Origin of the sequence: Streptomyces sp. NPDC093801, from assembly GCF_040701585.1 — a bacterium.
GTDB lineage: Bacteria > Actinomycetota > Actinomycetes > Streptomycetales > Streptomycetaceae > Streptomyces.
Map to the genome: position 1 here is coordinate 47,518 of NZ_JBFBDP010000040.1, position 23,322 is coordinate 70,839.

Genomic DNA, 23,322 nt, shown 5'->3' on the forward strand with positions numbered 1-23,322 from the left:
CCCCTCAACCCCGCCCCTGGAGCCCATGGATGAACACCGAACTGCTGATGTCGGACGCCACCCACTTCCGCATCGACTACGTGATCAACCCGTACATGGACACCGGCGTCCAGCCGGACGCGGGGGCCGCCGTCGCCGAGCACGACGCGATCGCCGCCGCCCACGTCGCGGCCGGCCGCACGGTCCACCGGATGACGTCCGCTCCGGAGTGCCCCGACATGGTGTACACGGCCAACGGGGCCTGGGTGTGCGGCGACCGCGCCGTGCTGGGCGACCCGCCCGCCGCCCGCGCCGCCGAGATCCCGTACTTCCGGTCGTGGCTGAAGGAGAACGGCATCGACGTGTTCGACGCCCCGTACGCCTTCAGCGGCCAGGGCGACACCCTGGCCTGCGGGGACCTCCTCCTGGCCGGCCACGGACAGCGCACGGACCGCCGGATGCACGACGTCCTGGCGGACCTGACCGGCCACCAGGTGGTGCCGCTGCGCACGGCCGGGGCCGAGTGGTACGACCTGGACCTGGCCGTGGCCGTGATCGACGAGGGCACGCTCGCCTACTACCCCGGCGCGCTGGAGGCCGGGAGCGTCGGCGTGCTGCACTCCCTCGGGCTGGAGCTCATCGAGGTCGCCGCCGCCGAGGCCCGGGCCTTCGCCCTCAACCTGATCAGCGACGGCACGACCGTGACGATGACCACCGGCGCGCCCCGGCTGGCCGCGACCCTGCGCGAGCGGGGCTCCACCGTGGTCGAACTCGACACGGCGCAGCTGCGCAAGGGCGGCGGCGGGGTCCGCTGCACCGCCCTCACCCTGGACAACCCGGTCCCGGCGGGCCGCTAGGCCGTCGTGGCGGGGGGTTCGGTCCGGGCCTGGACGGCGGACTGGAGGACGTGGGCCGCCCAGTCGTTCAGGCTGAGGCCGCAGGCGGCCGCCACCTCCAGGAGCCGTTCCAGGTCCGGCTTCGGCAGCTCGATCCGCAGCGTCGCCGCCCCGTCGGCGGTGTCCGCCGCGGCCCCGCCGCGCTGTTCGGCCAGGCCGGCCCGGAGCTGTCTGCGGAGCTCGTTGCGCGACCACCGCTGTTCCTCCGCGCGGCGCAGCCAGTAGTCCTGCTCCGGCCGGGCCAGGCGGGCCACCTCGGCGTGGTGCGCGAAGCTGAGCGCGTCGCGGCGCCGGCCGTGCTCGAACCTGCGGGCCACCCAGGCGTAGTTGCGCAGGGTCTGGTAGTCGAGCCCGGTCCGCTCCACGGCGTCCCGGTAGCGGCCGCTGTAGGCGTTCTCCCCGAACAGGAGCCAGTCGCCGAGCCACCACGCCGACGAGCTCGCCAGGTCGCGGAGCTGCGTGCCGATCTCCTCCCAGGTCCGCTGCGGCATCGCCGGCGCGAAGGTCATGCCCGACCTGGTCAGCCCTTCCAGGCAGGGCAGCCGGCTGAGGGTCACCCTGCGCCCGCCGGGAAAGCCGGGTTCCCGGGTGGTCGTCGGCTCTTCCCGTGTGCGGATGCCGGACATCTCGCATCATCCCCCTGCGGCTCGACCGGCCACTCGGCACGTCATGGCCTTCCGGCTGGCCACACTAGGCACGCGCGGGCACGCCATCACGGGGGTTGAGACGGACTTGACGGCGATCTGAGCAATCCTGCGCAGGAGGCCGGGCCCCGCCCGGCGGCCGGTCCCGGGAGGCGGCCGGTCCCGGAAGGCGGCCGGTCCCGGGAGGCGGCCGTCAGACGGCCCGGGTGATCACGATGTCGCCCATGGAGGTGCGGGCCCGGACCTCGACGACGCCCTCGGACCCCTCGGGGCCGCCGGAGGCGCCGAGGGAGTTGTGCACCCTGCCCAGGCGGGAGGTGACGTCGAGCCAGGCGGCGACGGAGGGGCGGATGGCGATGTCGATCCGGCCGGCGGCGGTCTGGAGGTCGGCCTTGCCGCGGGCCAGCTCGCCGACCCGGATGGCGCCGCTCGCGGACCTGGCCTCGACCGAGCCGTGCGCCCGTTCGACGGTGATGGAGCCGTTGGAGCTGTTCGCCCGGACGTCCCCGGTGACCTCGCCGATCTCGGTGTCGCCGTTGAGGTTCTTGACGGTGGCCGTGCCGTCGACCCGGCCGAGGCGGATCCGGCCCGCGCCGTGCACCTCGGCGTCGCCGGCGCACACGTCCAGGAGGACGTCGCCGTGGCCGGTGCGCAGCTCCGCCGGGCCGGCGGCGCCGACCCGGATGTCCCCCGCGCCGCACTTCAGGACGCACGTGCCGAAGGCGCCGTCCAGGACGAGGGCGCCCACGCCCGTCGCGGCCCGGACCCGGGAGCCGGCGGGCAGTTCGATGCGCACGTCGACGGAGCCGATCCGGCCGAACGGGAGGCGCTTCCTGGCGCCGCGCACCGTCAGCGTGCCGTCGGCGTGGTCGATCCTGCTGTCCCGGGCCGCGCGCTCGTCCTCCGGGTCGGCGGGGTCGGCGGGGACCACCTCGACGACGGTGTCCGGCCGCTCGCCGGCCGTGAGGAACACGGATCCCACCTCGATCTCGACGGAGACGGCGATCGGTGCGGGGGTCTCGAAGGCAAGCATGACGGTCCGATCCTCATGACGTGGTGCGGGTGCCCGCCGGTCCGGCGGAGGAAGGTGCCGGCGCGGCCGGGCGGCGCGCGTCAGCGGACCCACCCGGTGTAGCTCTGTCCGGCGCGGGTGCGGCGCAGACCCGCGGGCGGTTCGGCGGCGGCCCCGGCGAGGGCCGCGGACAGGGTGCGCACGACCCAGGAGTTGACGGAGATCCCCTCGCGGACCGCCGCCTCCTCGGCACGGGCCTTGAGGTGGGCGGGCAGGCGGAGGTTGATCCGCGCCGTCCCGCCCTCCTCGCCCTCGGGCGGGAGGGGGGCCGGCGGTACGGCCGGGGCGGCCGGGCGCTCGTCGAAGGGGGGTTCGGCCTGGGGGACGGTCACGACGAACTCGGGGTCCAGGCCGCGCAGCCGTACCGACACCGATCCCGGGGCCAGGTCCCGTGTGACCTCGTCCATCGCGTCGGACAGGGCGCCCAGCAGGATCAGCCGGGCGGCCGACTCCAGCGGAGCGGTGAGCCGGCCGGCCAGGGCGCGGGCCTCGTCCCCGCCCGCGTCGGCGGCGACGGCGAGCTCGTGCCGGAGGTTCTCTACGTACGGCCTCAGATCCATGGCGCCACTATGGCACACGCATGACACCATGACCAGGATCGACGTGCCAGGTCACCGGCGGCCGGCGGCACCACGCCGGGTGCCGCCGGCCGCTCACCGGCAGCGGACGGGCAGCGGATCACCGGTGAGCCGGCGGTGACCGTGCGGTGAGCGCCCCCGCGCACCCTGGGCCACATGACGCAGACCACCGCGCACACCACCGCCGCCCGGACCGTCCTGATCTCCGGCGCCTCCGTCGCCGGCCCCGCGCTGGCCTACTGGCTCCACCGCCACGGCTTCGCCCCCACCGTCGTCGAGCGCGCCCCCGCCCTGCGCGACGGCGGCTACGCCGTCGACTTCCGCGGCGAGGCCCACCTGGCGGTGCTGCGCCGCATGGGGATCCTGGACGCCCTCGAGGCCGCCCGGACCGGCACCGGCTCGATGTCGTACGTGAACAGCGCGGGCAGGCGGCTGGCGGACCTCCCCGCCGACCTGTTCGCCGGGGACCTGGAGGTGCTCCGGGGCGACCTGGCCCGGATCCTGTACGACGCCACCGAGGAGCACACCGAATACGTCTTCGGGGACTCCGTCACCTCCCTCACCGAGGACGCCGACGGCGTGCACGTCACCTTCGAGCGCGGCGCGCCCCGCCGCTTCGACCTGGTCGTCGGCGCCGACGGCATGCACTCGCGCACCCGCGCCCTGGTCTTCGGGCCGGAGGAGCGCTTCGTCAGGCACCTCGGCGTCTACTGCGCCGTCTTCACCACGGCCAACCACCTCGGCCTCGACCACACCGGGCACGCCTACCTCACCCCCGGCCGGCTCGTGTCGATGTACAGCGCCCGCGGGAACACGGAGGCCAAGGGCGTCTTCTACTTCGGCTCGCCGCTGCTGGACCTCGACCGCCGCGACGTGGCGCGCCAGCAGGCGCTGCTCACCGAGCGGTTCGCGGGCAACGGCTGGCAGAGCGACCACCTGCTGGAGCAGATGCGCCACGCCCCGGACTTCTACTTCGACTCGGTCGGCCAGGTGCACATGGACGGCTGGTCGCGCGGCCGCGTCGTACTGCTCGGCGACGCCGCGTACTGCCCGTCGCCCCTGTCGGGCATGGGCTCGGGGCTCGCGCTGGTGGGCGCGTACGTCCTCGCCGGCGAGCTCGCCGCCGCGCGCGGCGACCACCGCACCGCCTTCGCCCGGTACGAGCGGGAGATGCGGGCGTACGCGCAGGGCTGCCAGAAGATGGGCGACGGGGTCGCCCGGATGATGGTCCCCGAGAGCCGGCTGCTCGCGGCGTTCCTCAACCGCTACTACAAGGTCATGCCGTACCTGCCGGGCAAGAACCTGCCCGCGCGGATGGCCCGCAAGGCCGCCGAGAACATCACCCTGCGCGACTACACCGCCGAACCGACCGGCCGTTAGCCCGCTCCGGAATCCGGCTGGACACCAAAACCTAGATCCCCTAGCTTTAAACCTAGAGCAACTAACGAAGGCCTGTGCCAGGGCCCGAGGGGAGGCGCCGTATGGTGCGCGCGGGACTCAACGCCGCACGGCTGACGGAGGCGGCCGCCGAGATGGCGGACGAGGCCGGCATCGAGAACGTGTCGCTGTCCGCGCTCGCGCGGCGGTTCGGCGTGAAGGACGCGAGCCTGTACTCGCACGTGCGCAACCTGCGGGACCTGCGGGTGCGGGTGGCGCTGCTGGCCGGCGAGGAGATGACCGGGCGGATCGCGGTCGCCGTCGCGGGGCGGTCGGGCAAGGACGCGCTGGTCGCGTTCGCCGACGCCTACCGGGCGTACGCCCTGGAACGCCCGGGCCGGTACGCCGCCTCGCAGATGCGGTTCGAGCCGGAGGAGGTGGCCGGCTCGGCCGGTCTCCTGCGCAGCGTGGAGCTGACCTACGGGATGCTGCGCGCCTACGGGCTGGAGGACCCGGACCTGACGGACGCGGCCCGGCTGCTGCGCAGCACCTTCCACGGCTACGTCCACCTGGAGCTGAGCGGGGCCTTCGGGCACTCCCGCGAGGTGCGGACGTCCTGGGCGCGCGGGCTCGACGCACTCCACGCGGCCCTGGAGAACTGGCCGACGACGCACGAGGGGGAGAAGGAATGACCACCACCACACCGGTCAGCGGGACGCTCGGGGTCCCGGGGGCCACCCTGTACCACGAGCGGCGGGGCGAGGGCCCCGTCCTGCTCCTGATCCCCGGCGGGGGCGCGGACGCCGGCCTGTACGCGGGGATGGCGCCGGCCCTGGCCGCCGCCGGGCGGACCGTCGTCTCGTACGACCCCCGGGGCCAGTCCCGCAGCGCCCTCGACGGGCCGGCCGCCGACCAGCGCGTGGAGGACTGGGCCGACGACGCCCGCCGGGTGCTGGAGCTGGTCTCCCCCGGCGAGCCGGCGGACGTCCTCGGGTGCAGCGCGGGCGCGGTCGCCGCGCTCGGGCTGCTCGCCCGCCACCCGGAGCGGGTGCGCCGCGTGGTGGCGCACGAGCCGCCGCTGGTGGAGGTGCTGGAGGACCCCGCGCCGTACCGGGCGCTCTTCGCCGAGGTGCGCGAGCTGACGCGGACCCGGGGGCCGGGCGAGGCGATGGCCCGCCTGGGCGAGGGCCTGGGCGGGGAGCCGGCCCGGCGGGAGGAGCCCGCCGAACTGCCGCCCGAGATCCTGGAGATGGCGCCGCGCATGTACGCCAACCAGCCGTTCTTCCTGGAACACGTCCTGGCCCCGTTCACGGGCAGCACCCCGGACGTGCCCGCCCTGCGGGCCTCCTCCGCCCGCCTCGTCCTGGCGGCCGGGGAGGACTCGCGGCCGATCCCGGCCCTGTACGGCCCGGCGACGCGGCTCGCGGACCTGACCGGCGCCCGCTTCGCGGAGTTCCCGGGCGGCCACGTGGGCTGCGCCGAACACCCGTCCCGCTTCGCCGCCCGGCTCCTGGAGGTCCTGGGCGGGAACTGAGACCCCGTCCGTCCCCGCCGCTGTCCGGCGGGGACAGCGGCGGGGCGTCAGGAACGGCGGGCCGGCAGCGGCATGATGCCGTCGAGGACGGTTTCGCAGGCGGTGCGCAGGTCGGCCGCCAGGTCCCGCTCGCCCTCCGGGCTCCGCGCCCAGCGGAAGACGGTGCCGAGGTAGACGTCGCGCAGCAGGAGACCGGCGAGGCGCGGGTCCACGGTTTCGGCGACCTGGCCCCGCCGACGGGCCTCGATCACGAACTCGCTCAGCATGTCGCTGAGGAAGGGCTCCTCCTGCAGGACGTAGCCCGCCTTGACCCAGGCCGTGGTGAGGGCCCGGGTCAGGGCGCTGTCGCGCAGACTGATGTCGGCGAGCAGACCCATGCACGCCAGGAGTGCGCGGCGGGGGTCGTCCTCGGTGGTGGCGGCGAGGCCTTCCCGCAGGACGGTGCGGCGCTTGGCCCCCCATTCGGTGATGAGGTCCTCCTTCCGCTGGAAGTGGTTGAAGAAGGTCCCGCGCGCCACGTCGGCCTTGTGGGCGATCTCGTCGACGGTGGTCTGGTCGTAGCCCTGGCTCGCGAAGAGCTCGATGGCCGCGTCGTAGATGCTGTCGCGCACGCGCTGCTTGTTGCGCTCCCTGCGGCCTTGTGGGGCATCTGCGGTGATGGTGCTGGTCATGTGCTCTCCTGTCGCGCGACCGCCGGCGCGCAAGGCCGCTGGCCTCCTGACGTGACCAGCGGCGGGAGACGTCCCGCCGCACCGGCACCTTCGACCTTTTGTATCACGATCAATTTATGAATCACAGTCCATCTTCTGTGGCCGATCCCACGTCACGCGGCCGCCCCGGCGGTGAGGTCCCGGATGCTCTTGCCGCCCAGGAGCTGGCGCATCGGGATCTCCCAGTCCAGGGTGCTGCGCAGGTCACGGCTGAGCTGCGTGGCGGTCAGGGAGTCGATGCCGTAGTCGCGCAACGGCCGCCGGACGTCGATGCGTTCGGGCACCATTCCCAGGACCCGGGCCGCCCGGTCGACGAACAGGCCGGTGCGGTCCCCGTGCCGCTCCTGCCGCGCGTCCGCCTCCGCCCTCCTCTCCGCCTCCTGCGGCGGGGACGTCCGCTCATGGGTGGGACGGGCCGCGTACGGCTGCGGTTCCGCCTCACCGCGCAGCCGGACGAGGGCTCCTGAGGAGCCGCGCAGGACGCCGGCGGCGGCCGAGGCGGTGCGCAGCGGGACGGCGAGGGCCGACTGGAGCCGGACGGCCAGGGGCGGGGCGACGCCGACGCGGCGCAGCCGGATGCCGCGGAACTCGGCCAGCAGGCGCCCGTCCGGGCCGAGGACGTGGACCTCCGCGCGTGCGGCGTCCCCCCGCAGGAGGGGGGCGACGGTGGCGTGGACCCAGAACTCCTCGGTGAGGTCGGCGTGGAAACGGACCCGTTCGAAGGCCTCCGCCGTGTAGGCCCGGTGGTCCCCGGGCGTATGGGGCAGGGCCGCGATCAGCGGGAGGAAGCAGGCCTCCCAGGCTCCGTGGGCCGGTATGCCGGGCCCGGGCCGGGACATCTGGGCGACGGCCTCGCCACCCCGCAGCCACAGGTGGCGCAGGGTCCTTATCGCGGGCAGCACCTCGTACCCGCGGCGGGCGGCGCCCCCGAGGAACTCCCGGGGCGTCAGGTGGCGGCGGCAGCGGGCGAGCGCGTCGTCGACTTCGGCCCGGCCGTGGCGGGAGGGCGGTGCGGGGGTGGTGTGCAGCTCGGCGCGCAGGCAGGGGACGGGCTCCCGGCCGAGGGCGTCCGCGCGGGCGGTGTAGGTGCCGGGGCGGCCGGGATCCAGCCGGATCCGGACGGTGCGGACGGCACCCTCGGCAGGGGCCTCCACGAGTTCCCCGCCCACGAGGACGCGGGTCAGGGTCACCTCTTCGGCGCGTCCGGAGGCGCGGGCCAGGTCGTGGAGGTGGGCGAGGTGGGCGACCGGGGGGACGGGGGTGAGGCCGCGCAGCCTGATCGCGGCGATCCGGTGGTCGTACGGGATGTCCGCGACGTGGCTCCCCGCGGCGGGGGCGTGGACCGCGGCCGGGAGGCGGCGCAGCGGCTCGGCCTCCCAGGGGTAGGCCGGGAGCGGGGCGGGGCGGGCCCGGTCGCGGAACCAGCGGTCCCAGCGCACGGGACCGCCGAGGGTGAAGTAGGCGCCGAGGGAGCGGGCGAGGGACAGGGCCTCGCCCTCGGGCAGCCGGCGGGTGGTGGAGGTGACGACGGCGACGGGGGCTCCCAGCTCCTGGAGGGTCTCCTCGACGGCGGGGCTCAGCAGGGGGTGGGGGCTGATCTCTACGAAGACGTGCTCCGCCTCCTTGGCCAGGTGCCGGACGCTGTCGGCGAAGCGGACGGGGCGGCGGAGGTTGTCCGCCCAGTACCCGGCGTCGAGTTCGGTCCCGTCGAGGTAGGCGGTGCGGACCGTCGAGTGCATCGCGGTGCGGGCGCGGCGGGGCGTGACGTGGGCGAGCAGGTCGAGCAGGTCGTCGCGCAGGGGGTCCATGGCCGGGCAGTGCGAGGCGACGTTGGTCCGTACGAGGCGGTGGAAGACGCCCTGCTGTTCCAGGCGCCGGGCGATCCGGCGCAGTCCGGCGCGGTCTCCGGCCAGGATGGTGCTGGTGGGGGCGTTCTCGGCGGCCACGCAGACGCCGGGCTCGTCCGCGACGAGGGCCTCGGCTCTCTCGTGCAGGAGTTCCACGGCCATCATGGCGTTCTGGCCGGTGGTGCGCTGGAGCAGGGCGCTCCGGCGGCAGATGACGGCGGCGGCGTCGGCGAGGGAGAGCGCTCCGGCGGCGGCCGCGGCCGCGGGTTCGCCCATGCTGTGGCCCACGCAGACCTCGGGCTCGACGCCCATGTCGCGCCAGTGCGCGGCCAGGGCCGTCTGGACCGACCACAGCAGGGGCTGGATCGTGTCGACCCGGTCGGGGAGGGAGTCGTCACCGTCCTCGGCGAGGACCTCGCGCACGGACCTGCCCGTCTCGGCCCGGACGACGGTGTCGCAGGCGTCGAGGGCGGCGCGGAACGCGGGCGAGGAGGCCAGCAGCGAGCGGCCCATGCCGGACCACTGGGATCCCTGGCCGGGGAAGACGAAGACGGGGCGGCGCGGGCCGGCGAACCCGGCTTCGCCCGTACCGCCGTCCGGGGTGGGGCGGTCCTCGGCGAGGGCGCGCAGGGTGCGGGCGAGGCCGTCGTGGTCGGCGCCGGTCGCCCAGAGGCGGTACGGGTGGGCGTCGCGCTTGAGGGCGGCGGTGGCGCACAGGTCCCACAGGGGGTGGTCGCGGCCCGCCCCGCCGGGGGCGAGGTGGGCGGCGTGGGCCGCGGCGAGGCGGCGCAGGGCGGCGGGCGAGTGCGCGCTGAGGACCAGCAGGTGGGTGGGGCGGTCCGGGGGCAGTTCGCTGAGGCCGTGCGGGGGTGCGGCGGGCCGGGGCGCGGGTGAGGCGACGACGACGTGGGCGTTGGTGCCCGACAGGCCGAAGGAGCTGACGCCGGCCACGACGGTGCCGGATCCGCCCCGGGCGGTGACGGGCTCGTTGCGGGTGACGAGCCGCAGCGGAGCGTCCTGCCCCGCGAGTAAGGAGTGCGGACTGGTCGCGTGCAGCGAGGCGGGGACGAGGCGGTGCTGGGTGATCAGCACCGTCTTGACGAGGCCCGCGATACCGGCCGCCGCTTCGGCGTGGCCGATGTTGGTCTTCACCGAGCCGATCCTCAGCGGCCGGTCCGCGGGGCGGTGGCCCCTCACGGCTTCGGCCAGTGCGAGGAGTTCGACCTCGTCCCCGGTCGGGGTCCCCGTGCCGTGGGCCTCGACGTAGTCCAGCCGGCCGGGGTCGGCACCGGCGCTGCGCCAGGCGCCCCGGATCATCGCGGTCTGGCCGTGGACGGCCGGGCGGATCAGGGAGCCGCTGGCGCGGCCGTCGTTGGTGACGGCGCTGCCGGGGAGCAGGGCCAGGACCGGGTCGCCGGCGTGGAGGGCGTCGCGCAGGCGCTTGAGGACGACGACGGCGACGCCCTCACTGCGGACGAAGCCGTCGGCGGCGGTGTCGCCGAACCGGCAGCGTCCGCCCGGCGAGAGCATCGCGGCCTGGGAGTAGGCCACGGCCTCGTGGGGGGAGAGGATGACGTTGGCCCCGCCGGCCACGGCGAGGTCGCTCTCCCCGGTGAGCAGGCTCTGCCGGGCCATGTGGACGGCGACCAGGGACGAGGAGCAGGCCGCGTCGAGGGTGACGCTGGGGCCGCGCAGGTCGAGGTCGTAGGAGATGCGGCCGGCGGCCATCGCCCGTACGCCGCTGCCCGCGACCTCCCTGAGGGTGTGGACGTTCAGGTCCTCGCCCCGGGCGTACTCCGCGGTGGCCTGGCCGATGAAGACCCCGGCCTGGGTGCCCGCCAGCGACGAGGGCCGGATGCCCGCCCCGTCCAGCGCCTCGCGCAGCACGAGGAGCAGGAGGCGGTGCTGCGGGTCCATGGCCGCCGCGTCGGCGGGGGAGATCCCGAAGAACTCCGTGTCGAAGCCGAAGGGGTCGTCCAGGAAGCCGCCGTAGCGGGAATCCGTCTTGCCCGGGACCCCCGGCCCGGGTGCGTAGTACGCGTCGATGTCGAAGCGGTCCTGCGGTACCTCGGTCACCGAGTCGGTGTTGGCGACCAGGTTGTCCCAGAACTGCCCGACGCTGTTGGCCTGGGGAAACCTGCATCCCATGCCGACGACCGCCACGGTCGTCTCTTCCTTCCACGATTCCACGACTGCCCCCTCGTCCGATGTGAGTGCGCGGGAGCCGCCTCCCCCGCAGCTCCACCGCGTCTCGATCGTAGTTCAAGTCTGTACTTGAGAACAATGATGGATCGGAGGTCATATCCGGATCGGGGCACTCCGCGAACTATCCCACTTCCCAAACTCGTTGGCCTGTAGTAGAAAGTTAGACCCAAGCCCAAAAATGAACTCCAGTCAGATCTGAGAGACCTGTGAGCGAGAAGGGGTGAACTCCATTGGCTCCGCGCACGTCACAGCACACGGCGTCACCAGGCACCGGAGCAGGAGCAGGAGCAGGAACGCGGGCGGAGGCACCGGAGGGGCCCCGTGAACTGCCGGACCTGCTGCGCCGGGCGTTACGGGTCCCCTCGCTCCGGGCGAAGTACGCCCCCGTCCTGGCCGACGGCCCGGTACGGCTGACGGACCTTCCCGTGCTGACCCGTCAGGAGCTGGCGCTGGCGACCGAGGAGGCACTGCTCTCGGGGTCCCGGCCGGCCGGATCGCTGATCTGGGCGGACGGCGGCACGGTCCGCACGCCCTCGCTGAGCCTGCTGCCGGCGGACCTGTTCGCCGAGCGGGTGCGCGGCGCGTGGCGCCCGCTCGGCCCGTCCGACGTCCTGACGAACCTGCACTCCTGCGAACGTCTGCGCCCCGACCACCACTTCTTCAACCGCTTCGCCGCCGCGTCGGGCGCCGCCTGCCTGCCGCTCGGCCCGCTGCCGGACGGCGCCCAGGACGCGTGGCTGGAGTTCTTCGCCCGTACGGGGGTCACCGCCCTGAGCGCCCCGCCCGAGACCGTCGCACGGCTCGCGGGCGCCGCCGGGGCCGGCCGGCCGCTCCCCTGGCTGCGCACCCTGCTGCTGGGCGGCACCCTGCACGACACCACCTCCGACGCCCTGCTCTCCGACCGCTTCCCCTACACGCAGGTCTGGCGCCTGTACGGGACCCCGGCCACCGGGGTCGCCGGGCAGCACGGCCCCCACTGCCTCACGGGGCTCTACCACCCGCTGCCGCACCAGCACATCGAGGTGGTCGACGGGCAGGTCCTCGTCACCACCCTCGACGCCCGCCGCGACCCCCCGCTGATCCGGTACGCGACCGAGGAGCGCGGCGAGTACGCCTCCTGCGTCTGCGGCGCCGCGGGTCCGGCCGTCCGGCTGCTGGGCCCCTCCGACCCGCACTTCCGGCTCCACGGGCGCGGGGTCTCGGCCCGGGAGCTGGTCGATTCGGCCCTGGCCACGGGGGAGGTGACGGCCGCCCAGGTGGCCGTGGGCCGCGGGCAGCGGGTGCAGCTCCGGGTGCTCCTGGCGCCCGGCGTGCCCGACGACCACTACACGCACGACTGGATCCGGTACCAGGTCCTGGAGAGCCGGCTGAGCCTGCCCGCCTTCGTCCTGGACCAGCCCGAGGTCTTCGACGTCGTCTCCGTGGAGCGCCTCGACGGCACCTCCGCGCTGGCCGCCGATGAGTTCTGACCCACCGCACCACCCCACGCTGGATCACGAGCCGTACGAGGAAACACCACCAGGTACGAGAGGAACTTCCATGTCCTACCAGTCCCCCACCCTTCCTTCCCCCCAGGGCATCGCCGAGCAGGCCGAGGACGAGATCCTGATCGCCGTGCGCGCGGTGGCCCCCGAAATCGACGAGATGATCCGGGCCGAGCCGCTCCCCGAGGGCTGGCTGCCGGGCTGGGACGTCGCCGGGGTCGTCCTCAAGGCGGCCCCCGAGGGGTTCAGCCCGCAGCCCGGCGACCGGGTGGTGGGCGTGGCCACGGGTACCGAGTGGGGATCGTGCATGACCCTGCCCTCCGAGTACGCCGTGGTCCTGCCCGACCACGTCAGCTTCGAGCAGGCCGCCGCGCTGCGGGTCGCGGTGCTGACCGCGCTGCGCCTGGTGCGCGGCGCCGGCTCGGTGACGGGCCGCCGGGTGCTGGTCACCGGAGCGGGCCGGGGCATCGGCCGGCTGCTGGTGGAACTCGCGGCCGCGCTGGACGCCGAGGTGACCGCCGTGGTGCGGGACGCAGGCGAGGCCGCCGGGGTGGCCCGTCTGGGGGCCCGTCGGGTGATGACCCCGGACGCGGTCTCCGACGGCTTCGAAGGCTCCTTCGACATCGTGTACGAGGCCGCCGCGGGCGATCTGATCGCCGCCGGACGGGGCCTGACCGCCGACGGCGGGCAGGTGTTCCTCTACGAGAGCTTCGCTCCGCAGGGCGCGGACATCGGCTTCTTCCGGTTCTTCGGCGGTCCCGAGCAGGCGGGGCTGCGGCACTTCGTCTTCCGTACCGCGACGCCCGAGGACCGTGAACTGGCGCAGCTGCTGGACCTGCTGACCACGGGTGAGCTCTCCCTCGGGCGGTCCCGCGCCCGGGACGGGGAGCGGGCCGCGGTCTGATCCGGCCCGGGCGTGCGGGCCCGGGCACCGACGAAGGGGGCGGCCCCACGGCCGCCCCCTTCGGGCTGCCCGCGAAGCCGCTCCCCCGGGCGGGACACCGGGCGGCGTACCCGGCGGAGGCCCGGCCGCGCGCGAGCGGAGGCCTCGGCGGCGTACCGGCCGCGACGCGGGCGGTGGCCTCGGCGGCGTACCGGGCGGCGGCCCGGCCCCGACACGAACGGCCCCCCGGGCGGTGTCCCCGGGCACGACACGGACGGCGTACCGGGCGCGACGCGGCCGGTGTCCCCGGTGCGCCGCGGCGCCGCCCCCGGCACCGTTTCGCGGTGTCGGGGGCGGCGCCGTCCGTGCCGTGCCGGGGGTCAGGCACCCGCGGCCGGGCCCAGCCAGGTGGCGAGCTCCTCCAGCAGGTGGCCGGTGTCGCGCTCGTGGCCGTGCGCGGCTATGTGCCCGTCGGGCCGGATCAGGTAGTAGCCGGTCCGGCCGCAGCCGGTCGAAGGCCGGACCGAGCCGGCGGCGAGGTCCACCGCGCGCACCTGCGGCCAGGGCGCGGCGAGGGCGCGCAGCTGGGTGCGCCAGGCGGCGGCCGTGCCCCGGCCGACCACGGCGAGGGTCCAGGACGGAGCTTCCGCCGCCGGCCCGGCGATCCCGTGCGGGAGGGCCAGTTCCCTGGGGAAGACCGCGCCCACCTCCAGCGCTCCGGGCAGTTTCGCGCGGGCCGCGCACCCGGTGCGGCCGGACGGCAGCTGGCTGGGACGGAGGGCGGGGTAGGACAGGCGGCGGCCCGCCATGACGGGCGCGTAGAGCCGGAAGGCGCCGGTGCGCTCGGCGGCGCGGAACGCGGCGTCCCGGGCGGCGACGGCGAGCCGGCCGCGGACCAGCCAGCCCCGGGTCTGGATGTCGGTGTCGCGCACCACCCGCCGGACCACCGCGGAGCGTTCGGCCCCGTACCCGAGGAGCAGACCGGACGGGGCCTCGCCCCGGACGACCGCGGCGATCTTCCAGGCGAGGTTGTGGGCGTCCTGCATGCCGGTGTTCATGCCCTGGCCGCCGGCGGGGCTGTGCACGTGGGCGGCGTCGCCCGCGATGAAGACCCGGCCCAGCTGGTAGGTGCTCGCGTGCCGGGCGTGGATGCGGAAGACCGTCTCCCAGAGGGGCTCGACGAGGCGGACCCCGCGCGGGCCCCGCTCGTCGACGATCTGCTGCATCCGCTCCAGGCCCGACGCCTCGCCGGGGGCGAGGCTGGAGAAGAAGCGGTAGACCCCGTCGGGGAGCGCGACGATGACGAGGGCCCCGGCGGGCGACTGGTAGTACAGCGCCTGGTCGGGCGGCAGGTCCCCCTCGATCCGCGCGTCGACCAGGGCGAAGGCGCTCTCGTAGGTGCTCCCGTCGAAGCCGCTGCCCAGCTGGGCGCGTACCGCGCTGGAGGCTCCGTCGGTGCCCACGACGAAGGGGGCGCGGGTGCGCTCGATGCGTCCGTCGGCGTGTTCCAGCACGGCGGTGACGGGGTCGGTTCCGTCGATGCGGCCGGAGAAGTCGATGCCCTCCAGGGTGAGCAGGCGCACGCCGTGCTCGACCTTGCCGCCGAGGGAGAGCAGCCGGCGGCGCAGGACCTCCTCGGTCGCGTTCTGCGGGAGGCAGAGCGGGGCGAGGTGCTGGGGGAAGTCGAAGGTGGCCAGGCGCCGGCGGTCGGAGAAGTAGCTGAAGGCGTTGATCTGCAGGCCCGCCTCGCGCAGTTCGTCGAGGATGCCCAGGTCCTCGAAGAGGTCGAGGCTGCGCGGCCAGACCAGCAGGGCCTTGGGCAGCGGCGAGGGTTCGGGGGCGCGGTCGATCACGCGCACGCGCACGCCGCGGCGCAGGAGTTCGCAGGCGGCCGTCATCCCGGCAGGGCCCGCGCCGACGACGAGGACGTCGTAGGGCTCCGGGTCCGGAAGCGGTGTGGTGGACATGAACGCTCCTCCATCTCATTGACGACTACTATCAGATGTCTTATGGTTCATCGCAATCTTACACATCGACAGCAGGAGAAGAGAAGATGCGCTACCGCTACCTGGGCGACACCGGCCTGTCCGTCTCCGAACTGTGCTTCGGCGCCATGACCTTCGGCGGCGGGGCGAGCTTCCTGGGCGCCGAGGACCGCAACTGGTCCGAGTTCGGCACCGTCGACGACTCCGACGTGCTGCGGATGATGGACCAGGCCCTCGACGCGGGCATCAACTTCTTCGACACCGCCGACGTCTACAAGAACGGCATGGGTGAGGAGTTCTTCGGCCGCACCCTCGGCAAGGTGCGCGACCGCGTCATCATCGGCACCAAGGGCCGCTGGCGCATCACGGACGACCCGAACGACATCGGTGCCACCCGCCACCACCTGTTCGCCGCGGTGGAGGCCAGCCTGCGGCGGCTGAACACCGACTACATCGACCTCTACCACATCCACGGCTTCGACCCGCGCACCTCGCTGGACGAGACCCTGCGCGCGCTCGACGACCTGATCCGCTCCGGCAAGGTCCGCTACATCGGCGTCTCCAACTTCGCCGGCTGGCAGCTGATGAAGGCGCTGTCGGTCTCCGAGCGCCGCAACCTCAGCCGCTTCGTCTGCTACCAGGGCTACTACAACATCGCCGCCCGCGACCTGGAGCGCGAGATCATCCCGCTCGCCGTGGACCAGAACGTCGGCATCACCGCCTGGTCCCCGCTGGCCGGGGGCTTCCTCACCGGCAAGTACCGCCGCGGCGAGGGCCGCCCCGAGGGAAGCCGGCTCTCGCAGCGCACCCCGGCCGAGTCGGCGCCGCTGACCGACCCCGACCAGGCGTACGACATCGTCGACGCGATGGCACGGGTCGCGGAGGACCGCGGCGCGACGGTGGCGCAGGTCGCGCTCAACTGGGTGCTGGCCAAGCCCGCCATCGCCTCGGCCGTGGTCGGCGCGACCAAGCCGCACCAGCTGGAGGACAACCTCCGGGCGATGGAGTGGAGCCTCACCGAGGAGGAGCTGGCCCGCCTCGACAAGGTCAGCGAGACCCCGGCGCCCTACCCGTACTGGCACATCGGCACCGTGGGCGCCGACCGCAAGCTGCCGGGAGACGTCTACCCGGCCTGATCCCGTCGGTCCCCGCCGCCTTCCCCCGCCGGCGGGGACCGGCGCGGCCGCGGCGGACCGGCCCCCCGGTCCGCCGCGGCCACCTCCCCGTACGCGCACCGACCACCCACAGGAACCACCCACCGCGACAGGAAGCCAGGCCCCATGACCACTGCACCCGCCGCCGCGCCCGTGGCCGCACCCGCGCCGCCCGCGCCGCCCGCCGCGCTCCCCGCCCTGGACTACTCCCGTACCGTGGACCGGCTGCTGGTCCACCGGGACGCCCTGGGAGAAGTCTTCCTGACGGACCTCCAGCCGATCGACGACCAGCGCTACGCCGCAGGTGTCCAGCTCCCCCGCTCGCACGCCTACTACGGGGACCACCTGCTGCGCCCAGGCTGCTACGACCCGCTCCTGCTGCTGGAGGCCTGCCGGCAGGCGGCGCTGGCCGGGGCCCACCGCTTCTACGGGGTCCCGTCCGACAACAAGTTCATCCTGACCCACCTGCGGCTGCGCCTGGACCGGCCGCAGATGGTCGTGGTGAGATCGGCCCCGATCGCCCTCGCGCTGCGGGTCACCATCGTGAGCCGCAAGGAGCGCGAGGGCCGGGTCACCGGACTGGACTACGAGTTCGACCTGACCGTGGGCGGGGTCGTCATCGGCCGGGCGGCGGTCGGGCTGCGCTTCAAGACGCCCACCGGCTACCTCACCCTGCGGCTCAACAACCGCGACGGCCTGGCCCTGCCCTCCTCGGCCGCGTACCCGGTGAGGACGCCGGGCACCCCCCTGGCCCCGCACCTGGTCGGGCGCGCCAACCCGGACAACGTGGTCCTGGTGGACACCGTGGCGGCCGGGGACACCGCGCAGGCCCTGCTGCGGATACCGGCCCAGCACGCGAGCATGTTCGACCACCCGCAGGACCACCTGCCGGGCATGGTCATCGCCGAAGGCGCGCGCCAGCTCGCCCTGTTCGCCGCGCTCGACGTCCGGGGGCTGGCCGGCGCGAAGACCCTCGTCACCGAGATCGACGTGCTCTTCACCCGGTTCGGCGAACTGGAGGACGAGACGGTGCTCACCGCCCGGGCGGGCGGCGGCCCGCAGTCCGGCCCCGGCGGCCCGGTCTACACCCAGGGCGGCGTCCTGGAGCCGGAGGACGCGGACGGGCCGGACCGGGAGCGCGTGGCGGCCCTCCAGCAGGTTCCGGTCCGGGTGGAGGCGACCCAGCGGGGCGAGTCGCTGTGCGTCGTCTCCTTCGTCCTGACGCGGCTGTCGTCCTGAGCGCCCGGAAAGGACGGCACGCATGACCGTGATGACAGCCACCATGACCGCGGCGCGGACGCCGCTCGCCGGCACCGCGGCGGGGGCGGTGGCCGCAGCGGCGTTCAGCGACGTGGACGAGACGCTGATCCGCATGAAGAGCATGTTCCGCTTCCTCGCGTTCCACCTGCGACGGCGCGGCGAGCCGCCCGCCACCTACGAACGGCTGGCGGAGGGCCTGCGGGAGGCGGCCCGGCGCGGTGAGCCGCGGGAGCGGACCAACCGGCGCTACTACGAGCTGCTCGCGGGGGAGTCCGTCGCGGACCTGGAGCGCAGCGGGCGCTCCTGGTTCGCCCACGAGCGGGAGCGGCCCGGCGGCCCGTACCTCCCTGCGGTGGCGCGGGAACTGCGCGGCCACCGGGCCGCGGGGCACTCGGTGGTCCTGCTCTCGGGCTCCTTCTTCGCCTGCCTCCAGCCCATCGCCGAGGACATCGGCGCCGACCACGCGCTGGGCTCCCGCCCGGTGGTCCGGCGCGGGCTGCTCACCGGCGAGGTGCTCGTTCCGATGATCGGCGCGGCCAAGGGGCGGGCGGTGCACGTCAGCGCGGCCCTGCGCGGCTTCGACCTCGCCGCCTGCTGGGGGTACGGGGACCACAGCAGCGATCTGGCGCTGCTGAGCGCGGTGGGCCGTCCCGTGGCCGTGGGCGACGACCCCGAACTGGCCGCCCACGCCCGCCGCCACGGCTGGAGGACATTGGAGGCCGGCGGGCATGCCTGACCTCGCGGCGGGCCGCACCCGGCGGCCCGCCACACCACTGGAGACACCATGAATCGCATCGGAATCCTGGCCACCGGCTCCTACCTGCCCCCCACGGTCGTCGGCAACGAGGAGATCGCCCGCAGTTCGGGGGTGTCCGACGAGTGGATCGTGCGCAAGACCGGCATCCGCGAGCGACGCCGGGCCGACGACCGCGACGCCACCTCCGACCTGGCCGCCCGCGCGGCCCGGGCGGCCCTCGAACAGGCCGGCGTGGCCGCGCGGGACGTGGCGTACATCGTGCTGGCCACGTCCACGCCCGACCACCCGCAGCCGGCGACGGCGAGCATCGTGCAGCACCTGATCGGGGCGGAGAACGCCGCCGCCTTCGACATCAACGCCGTGTGCAGCGGCTTCGTCTACGCCACGACGGTGGCCGAGCGGCTGCTGCGGGCGGCCGAACCCGGGCGCTACGCCCTGGTCATCGGCGCCGACATCTACTCCCGGATCCTGGACTACTCCGACCCCAAGACCGCCCTCCTGTTCGGGGACGGGGCCGGGGCCGCGCTGCTCGGCACCGTCGCCGCGGACCGCGGCATACGGGAGACGAGCCTGCTGACGCGCGGGGACCAGTACCGGCTGATCAGCGTGCCCGCGGGCGGCAGCCGGATGCCGGCGAACGACCGCACCCTGCGCGAGGGCGCCCACTTCTTCCGCATGGACGGGCGCGGTGTGCGCAGCTTCGTGCAGGACAACCTGCCGGGGGCGCTGCACGAGCTGCTGGCGAAGGCGGGCGCACGGCCCGCGGACATCCGGCACTTCGTCCCGCACCAGGCCAACGCGGTGATGCTGGGCGAGGTCTGGCCCGCCCTCGGCCTGACCGGCGCCACCATGCACCTGGCGATGGAGCGGTACGGCAACACCGGCTCCGCCTCCGTCCCGGTCACCCTGGACCTCGCCCACCGCCAGGGGCTGTTCGCCGACGGCGACAGCGTCCTGCTGGCCGGGTTCGGGGGCGGGATGACCGTGGGGGCGGTGCTGGCCGACTGGGCTCCGACGGCCTGCGCCCGGTCCCGCGCCCAGGAGCTGGCCGCCGTCCGCTGATCCCTCCTCCCCCGCCCCCTCCGTTCCGAAAGGGCACTGCCATGGACACGCACACCAGCGACGGCGGTCAGGGCTTCGGCTCCGCCGCGGTGGACGACGAGGCGGACGTCCGGGCGCTGCTGCGCGTCCGTACGGCCCGCCGCCGGCGGGCCGTACTCCGGCATGCCGTGGAACACTCCCTGCACGCCCGGCTGTTCGGGGAGGTGCCGGCCACGACCGGCACCTCCCCGAACTGACAGGATTCTTACAGTCATCGATTGACACCCTGCTGTAAGACATCTTATGGTCGTCGTGCATCAACTAGTTCATCGAACCCGTACCCCCTTTGTTCTCCCGGTTAGGAGGAGCTCCGTGTCCGACCACCGATCCGGCAACCGCGCGAGCACCGTGGCCACGACCGTGGGGCTGAGCCTGCTGGCGCTCAACCTGCGCCCCGCCATCGGCAGCGTCTCGCCCGTACTCGACGACTTACAGCAGTCCCTCGCGCTCAGCGACTCGGCCATCAGTCTGCTCACCACCCTGCCCGTGCTGTGCCTGGGCATCTTCGCGGCGGTCTCACCCGCCCTCTCCCGCCGCATGGGCACCCCCGGCGCCCTCGTGCTCGGCTTCGTCCTGCTGATCGCGGGCATCCTGCTCCGACTGGACCACTCCGTCTGGGCGATGTTCGTCGGAACCGCCCTCGCCGGGGCCGGCCTGGCGATCGGCAACGTCCTGATGCCGGCGGTCATCAAGAGCGCCTTCCCCGACCGCGTCCGCCTCTTCACCGGCATCGGCACCGGCATCCTCAGCGCCGGCGCGGCCCTCTCTGCCGGCTTCGCCGTCCCGCTGCGCGACGCCACCGACAGCTGGAGCGGGTCCCTCGCCCTGTGGGCGATCCCCGCCGCGGTCGGCCTCGTCGCCTGGCTGCCCCTGCTCAGGAACTCCAAGCCCGCGCCGGTCGCCGCCGGTCCGGCCGCCGACCAGGGCTCGCTGCTCGGCGACGCCATGGCCTGGCAGGTCACCGGCTACCTGGCGCTGCGCGCCCTGGTGTACTTCACCGCCCTGGGCTGGCTGCCCACGATCCTCGCCGACCTGGGCTACAGCAACTCCTCCTCCGGCGCGCTGCTCTCCGTCGCGATGCTGGTCAGCGTGCCGGGCGCACTGTTCGCCCCGATCCTCGTCGGCCGCAAGGGCACCTCTCCGATGGTGGTCGCCATCGCGGTGGCCGGCGCGGTCAGCCTGCTGGGCCTGCTGTGGGCGCCGGGCGCGGCCGCCCTGTGGGTCGCCGTCCTGGGCGTGACCCTGGGCGCCGGGCACGCGATGGCCCTCACCTTCATCGGCATGCGCTCGCCCAACCCGCAGACCGCCGCCCGGCTTTCGGGCATGGTGCAGACGATCGGCTACCTGGCCGGCGGCATCGCGGGCCCGCTCCTGCTCGGCCTGCTGCACGGCGCCACCGGCGGCTGGACCGTCTCCCTGGTCCTGCTGGCCGCCTTCACCCTCCCCGAACTGGTCCTCGGACTGCGCTCCGGCCGCAACCGGGCCGTGCGCCCGCGCCGTCGCGGCGAGAGCGCGGTCCCCGTCACGGCGGCGGCACCGGCCGGCGCCCCCGCAGCCGCCGCGCCCAAGGCGCCCGCCCTGCGCGACTGACGCCCCACCACCCCCGACCCGTACGTCCCCACCCCCAGGAGCACCCCCATGTACCACGTCGCCGTCGCCTTCGACGTCCAGCCCGAGCACCGCGAGACGTTCATCGCCGCCGCCCACGCGGACGCCCGTGACTCGGCCGTGGACGAGCCGTTCACGCAGCGTTTCGAGCTCGTCGAGGACGAGGTGGACCCCAACCGCTTCTACCTGGACGAGGTCTACGACGACGCCGCCGCGTTCGACCGGCACATGGCCGGCCCGCACTTCGCCATGTTCTTCGAGCGCATCGCCGGCATCGCCCAGGGCCCGACCTGGCTGATCCGCGGCAGCCGCGTCGAGGACCGCAGCACCGCGAACGCCCCCGCCGCGGCCTGACCCCTCCCCGCCCCTTCCCGCGCCCTCCCCCGGCGCCCGGCGGCCGGTCCCCCACCCGGCCGCCGCCCTCCCCCTCCGAGCACCACACGACCGACGAGACCGACCAAGGAGATCCCCTCCCATGTGCAGCCCCCAGGTGATGGAGCTGGTCCACGGCGAGCCCGGACACAGCTGTGCCGACCACGCGACCGACGCGGGCACCGCCCACGAGGCCGCGGCCGGCCAGGACGGCGCCCGGCCGGCCGAACGCCCCCGGACGCCCGCCCCGCTCATCCGGGGCAGCCGGGTCAGCGACCTCACGCACGCCTTCGGCAACGACTTCCCGGTCCTCGAACCGATCGTGCTGAAGCCGAACATCGAGCACTTCGCCGACATCGCCTCCGAGGGCTTCAACGCCAACAAGCTGGAGATCGACGAGCACACCGGCACCCACGTCGACGGTCCCGCCCACCTCATCGACGGCCCCGTCTACACGGACGAGATCCCGATCGACCGGCTCATCGCCCCGCTGTGCGTCATCCGCATCGGCGAGCGGGCCGCGAAGGACCCCGACACCACCCTGACCGCCGACGACATCCTCGCCTGGGAGCGCCGCCACGGCCGGATCCCGGACGGCGCCCTGGTCGTCATGGACTCCGGCTGGTGCTCCCGCATCGACACCCCCGGCGCCTACATCAACCGCGACGCCGACGGAGTCCCCCACTTCCCCGGGCTCGGCTTCGACGCGGCCGAACTCCTGGTCCGCGAGCGCTCCATCGTGGCCGCCGGAACCGACACCCCGAGCCTGGACGCCTCCAAGAACCTCCAGATCGACGACCCGGGCGCCCACCGCATCGTGCTGGGCGACCTGCGCTACGGCGTGGAGAACATCGCGAACCTCCACACCGTCCCCGACGTCGGCGCCACCGCCGTCGTCGGCCTGATCCGCCACCGCAAGGGCTTCGCGGGCCCGTGCCGCATGTTCGGCATCCACTGAGCCGCCGCCCCGGCTCCCCCGACCGGTGAAGTCCGGCACCGGCACGTCCGGTGCCGGACTTCGCACGTCCACCCGGACAGGAAGAAGAACGACCATGACGCACCACCCCCGCCCGGTCGCCCTCGTCACGGGCGCCAACAAGGGCATCGGCCGCGAGACCGCACGGCAGCTGGGCCTGCGCGGGATGACCGTCCTCATCGGCGCCCGCGACACCGACCGCGGCGAGCGCACGGCCGCCGCCCTGCGCGAGAGCGGCGTCGACGCCCGCGCCCTCACCCTCGACGTCACCCGCGAGGAGACCGTCAAGTCCGCCGCGGCCGCCGTCGGGCACACCTACGGCAGGCTCGACGTCCTGGTCAACAACGCCGGCATCGTCGAGGAGGACATCCCTCCGAGCGGCACCACCGCCGAGCTGGCCTCCCGCATCTACGCCACCAACGTCTTCGGTGTCATCGCCACCACCCACGCCCTGCTCCCGCTGCTGCGCGAGGCGCCGGCCGGGCGGGTGGTCAACCTCTCCAGCCGCCTGGGGTCCCTGGCCAAGGCCGCGGACTTCGAGGCCCCGCACCGGCTCCTGCTGGCGTACAACTCGTCCAAGGCCGCACTGAACTCGCTCACCCTGCACTACGCCCGCGAGTTCGCCGGCACCCCGCTGAAGGTCAACTCGGCCACCCCCGGCTACGTGGCCACCGACCTCAACCGCCACCAGGGGACCCGTACGGTCGAGGAGGGCGCCCGCATCGTCGTCCACCTGGCCACCCTCGGAGAGGACGGCCCCACCGGCGGCTTCTTCGACGACGCCGGCGCGGTCGACTGGTAGCGCGCCCGGCGCGGCTCGCTGAACCCGCGCGCGGTGGGCCGTACGGTCGCCGGGCACCTGCGGGACCCGCTGCTGCTGCGGCTGTACGGGATCGGCGC

The 23,322-nt window shown here is 74.4% G+C and carries 21 protein-coding genes; 15 read left to right on the plus strand and 6 right to left on the minus strand.

Going from position 1 to position 23,322, the window contains the following annotated elements:
- Window positions 1-29: 29 nt before the first annotated feature.
- Window positions 30-836: an amidinotransferase gene (locus AB0469_RS34435; RefSeq protein WP_366455433.1), complete on the plus strand. Its 807-nt coding sequence runs from the start codon at window positions 30-32 to the stop codon at window positions 834-836.
- On the opposite strand, the gene AB0469_RS34440 is transcribed toward AB0469_RS34435, so the two are convergent.
- From AB0469_RS34440 to AB0469_RS34450, 3 genes are all read right to left on the minus strand, one after another.
- Complete coding sequence (locus AB0469_RS34440; RefSeq protein WP_366455434.1) at window positions 833-1,501, minus strand: LmbU family transcriptional regulator; 669 nt, start codon at window positions 1,499-1,501, stop codon at window positions 833-835. The two genes, AB0469_RS34435 and AB0469_RS34440, sit on opposite strands and share 4 nt — an antisense overlap.
- A gap of 211 nt (window positions 1,502-1,712) precedes the next feature.
- On the minus strand, window positions 1,713-2,552 hold the full coding sequence (locus tag AB0469_RS34445) for a DUF4097 family beta strand repeat-containing protein (RefSeq protein ID WP_366455435.1): 840 nt from the start codon (window positions 2,550-2,552) through the stop codon (window positions 1,713-1,715).
- Window positions 2,553-2,632: 80 nt separating this feature from the next.
- Window positions 2,633-3,151 (minus strand): toxin-antitoxin system HicB family antitoxin, encoded by a 519-nt coding sequence (locus AB0469_RS34450; RefSeq protein ID WP_042810695.1) that lies wholly within the window; start codon window positions 3,149-3,151, stop codon window positions 2,633-2,635.
- Between the two features lie 174 nt (window positions 3,152-3,325).
- Here AB0469_RS34450 and AB0469_RS34455 point away from each other — a divergent pair, with 174 nt between their 5' ends.
- From AB0469_RS34455 to AB0469_RS34465, 3 genes are all read left to right on the plus strand, one after another.
- Window positions 3,326-4,549, plus strand: a complete 1,224-nt coding sequence (locus tag AB0469_RS34455) for an FAD-dependent monooxygenase (protein ID WP_366455437.1) — start codon at window positions 3,326-3,328, stop codon at window positions 4,547-4,549.
- A 101-nt stretch (window positions 4,550-4,650) separates the two neighbouring features.
- A complete protein-coding gene (locus AB0469_RS34460; protein WP_366455438.1) occupies window positions 4,651-5,238 on the plus strand; it encodes a TetR-like C-terminal domain-containing protein in 588 nt (195 codons plus the stop codon).
- Complete coding sequence (locus AB0469_RS34465) at window positions 5,235-6,080, plus strand: alpha/beta hydrolase (RefSeq protein WP_366455439.1); 846 nt, start codon at window positions 5,235-5,237, stop codon at window positions 6,078-6,080. Before AB0469_RS34460 ends, AB0469_RS34465 begins: the two co-directional genes overlap by 4 nt.
- Before the next feature lie 47 nt (window positions 6,081-6,127).
- On the opposite strand, the gene AB0469_RS34470 is transcribed toward AB0469_RS34465, so the two are convergent.
- Both AB0469_RS34470 and AB0469_RS34475 read right to left on the minus strand, forming a co-directional pair.
- On the minus strand, window positions 6,128-6,751 hold the full coding sequence (locus tag AB0469_RS34470) for a TetR/AcrR family transcriptional regulator (protein ID WP_366455440.1): 624 nt from the start codon (window positions 6,749-6,751) through the stop codon (window positions 6,128-6,130).
- Between the two features lie 152 nt (window positions 6,752-6,903).
- On the minus strand, window positions 6,904-10,827 hold the full coding sequence (locus tag AB0469_RS34475; protein ID WP_366455441.1) for a beta-ketoacyl synthase N-terminal-like domain-containing protein: 3,924 nt from the start codon (window positions 10,825-10,827) through the stop codon (window positions 6,904-6,906).
- A gap of 440 nt (window positions 10,828-11,267) precedes the next feature.
- Here AB0469_RS34475 and AB0469_RS34480 point away from each other — a divergent pair, with 440 nt between their 5' ends.
- Both AB0469_RS34480 and AB0469_RS34485 read left to right on the plus strand, forming a co-directional pair.
- Entirely contained in the window at window positions 11,268-12,311 is a 1,044-nt protein-coding gene (locus AB0469_RS34480) for a hypothetical protein (RefSeq protein WP_366455442.1), read from the plus strand.
- A 70-nt stretch (window positions 12,312-12,381) separates the two neighbouring features.
- A complete protein-coding gene (locus tag AB0469_RS34485) occupies window positions 12,382-13,230 on the plus strand; it encodes an alcohol dehydrogenase (protein WP_366455443.1) in 849 nt (282 codons plus the stop codon).
- Between the two features lie 359 nt (window positions 13,231-13,589).
- On the opposite strand, the gene AB0469_RS34490 is transcribed toward AB0469_RS34485, so the two are convergent.
- Window positions 13,590-15,176, minus strand: coding sequence for an FAD-dependent monooxygenase (locus AB0469_RS34490; protein WP_366455444.1), 1,587 nt, complete (start codon window positions 15,174-15,176; stop codon window positions 13,590-13,592).
- Between the two features lie 86 nt (window positions 15,177-15,262).
- Between AB0469_RS34490 and AB0469_RS34495 the strand changes: the two genes are divergently transcribed.
- The 9 genes from AB0469_RS34495 (at window position 15,263) to AB0469_RS34535 (ending at window position 23,224) form a co-directional block, all read left to right on the plus strand.
- Window positions 15,263-16,330, plus strand: coding sequence for an aldo/keto reductase (locus AB0469_RS34495; RefSeq protein ID WP_366455445.1), 1,068 nt, complete (start codon window positions 15,263-15,265; stop codon window positions 16,328-16,330).
- Between the two features lie 144 nt (window positions 16,331-16,474).
- Entirely contained in the window at window positions 16,475-17,587 is a 1,113-nt protein-coding gene (locus AB0469_RS34500; RefSeq protein ID WP_366455446.1) for a ScbA/BarX family gamma-butyrolactone biosynthesis protein, read from the plus strand.
- Window positions 17,588-17,609: 22 nt separating this feature from the next.
- On the plus strand, window positions 17,610-18,344 hold the full coding sequence (locus AB0469_RS34505) for an HAD-IB family hydrolase (RefSeq protein WP_366455447.1): 735 nt from the start codon (window positions 17,610-17,612) through the stop codon (window positions 18,342-18,344).
- Window positions 18,345-18,392: 48 nt separating this feature from the next.
- Window positions 18,393-19,427, plus strand: coding sequence for a ketoacyl-ACP synthase III (locus AB0469_RS34510; protein ID WP_366455448.1), 1,035 nt, complete (start codon window positions 18,393-18,395; stop codon window positions 19,425-19,427).
- A 41-nt stretch (window positions 19,428-19,468) separates the two neighbouring features.
- Entirely contained in the window at window positions 19,469-19,663 is a 195-nt protein-coding gene (locus AB0469_RS34515; RefSeq protein ID WP_366455449.1) for a hypothetical protein, read from the plus strand.
- A gap of 115 nt (window positions 19,664-19,778) precedes the next feature.
- Window positions 19,779-21,056 (plus strand): MFS transporter, encoded by a 1,278-nt coding sequence (locus AB0469_RS34520; RefSeq protein ID WP_366455450.1) that lies wholly within the window; start codon window positions 19,779-19,781, stop codon window positions 21,054-21,056.
- 48 nt (window positions 21,057-21,104) lie between these two features.
- Window positions 21,105-21,428, plus strand: a complete 324-nt coding sequence (locus AB0469_RS34525; RefSeq protein ID WP_366455451.1) for a putative quinol monooxygenase — start codon at window positions 21,105-21,107, stop codon at window positions 21,426-21,428.
- 121 nt (window positions 21,429-21,549) lie between these two features.
- Window positions 21,550-22,404: a cyclase family protein gene (locus AB0469_RS34530; protein ID WP_366455452.1), complete on the plus strand. Its 855-nt coding sequence runs from the start codon at window positions 21,550-21,552 to the stop codon at window positions 22,402-22,404.
- A 94-nt stretch (window positions 22,405-22,498) separates the two neighbouring features.
- Window positions 22,499-23,224, plus strand: a complete 726-nt coding sequence (locus AB0469_RS34535; protein ID WP_366455453.1) for an SDR family oxidoreductase — start codon at window positions 22,499-22,501, stop codon at window positions 23,222-23,224.
- Window positions 23,225-23,322: the final 98 nt, after the last annotated feature.

Bases quoted from the DNA above. Each gene is read 5' to 3' on its own strand.
- AB0469_RS34435 (WP_366455433.1), top strand. From the start codon at position 30: ATGAACACCGAACTGCTGATGTCGGACGCCACCCACTTCCGCATCGAC.
- AB0469_RS34445 (WP_366455435.1), bottom strand. From the start codon at position 2,552: ATGCTTGCCTTCGAGACCCCCGCACCGATCGCCGTCTCCGTCGAGATC.
- AB0469_RS34535 (WP_366455453.1), top strand. From the start codon at position 22,499: ATGACGCACCACCCCCGCCCGGTCGCCCTCGTCACGGGCGCCAACAAG.
- AB0469_RS34515 (WP_366455449.1), top strand. From the start codon at position 19,469: ATGGACACGCACACCAGCGACGGCGGTCAGGGCTTCGGCTCCGCCGCG.
- AB0469_RS34500 (WP_366455446.1), top strand. From the start codon at position 16,475: ATGACCACTGCACCCGCCGCCGCGCCCGTGGCCGCACCCGCGCCGCCC.
- AB0469_RS34460 (WP_366455438.1), top strand. From the start codon at position 4,651: ATGGTGCGCGCGGGACTCAACGCCGCACGGCTGACGGAGGCGGCCGCC.
- AB0469_RS34470 (WP_366455440.1), bottom strand. From the start codon at position 6,751: ATGACCAGCACCATCACCGCAGATGCCCCACAAGGCCGCAGGGAGCGC.
- AB0469_RS34525 (WP_366455451.1), top strand. From the start codon at position 21,105: ATGTACCACGTCGCCGTCGCCTTCGACGTCCAGCCCGAGCACCGCGAG.
- AB0469_RS34465 (WP_366455439.1), top strand. From the start codon at position 5,235: ATGACCACCACCACACCGGTCAGCGGGACGCTCGGGGTCCCGGGGGCC.
- AB0469_RS34490 (WP_366455444.1), bottom strand. From the start codon at position 15,176: ATGTCCACCACACCGCTTCCGGACCCGGAGCCCTACGACGTCCTCGTC.
- AB0469_RS34485 (WP_366455443.1), top strand. From the start codon at position 12,382: ATGTCCTACCAGTCCCCCACCCTTCCTTCCCCCCAGGGCATCGCCGAG.
- AB0469_RS34495 (WP_366455445.1), top strand. From the start codon at position 15,263: ATGCGCTACCGCTACCTGGGCGACACCGGCCTGTCCGTCTCCGAACTG.
- AB0469_RS34450 (WP_042810695.1), bottom strand. From the start codon at position 3,151: ATGGATCTGAGGCCGTACGTAGAGAACCTCCGGCACGAGCTCGCCGTC.
- AB0469_RS34530 (WP_366455452.1), top strand. From the start codon at position 21,550: ATGTGCAGCCCCCAGGTGATGGAGCTGGTCCACGGCGAGCCCGGACAC.
- AB0469_RS34440 (WP_366455434.1), bottom strand. From the start codon at position 1,501: ATGTCCGGCATCCGCACACGGGAAGAGCCGACGACCACCCGGGAACCC.
- AB0469_RS34510 (WP_366455448.1), top strand. From the start codon at position 18,393: ATGAATCGCATCGGAATCCTGGCCACCGGCTCCTACCTGCCCCCCACG.
- AB0469_RS34505 (WP_366455447.1), top strand. From the start codon at position 17,610: ATGACCGTGATGACAGCCACCATGACCGCGGCGCGGACGCCGCTCGCC.
- AB0469_RS34455 (WP_366455437.1), top strand. From the start codon at position 3,326: ATGACGCAGACCACCGCGCACACCACCGCCGCCCGGACCGTCCTGATC.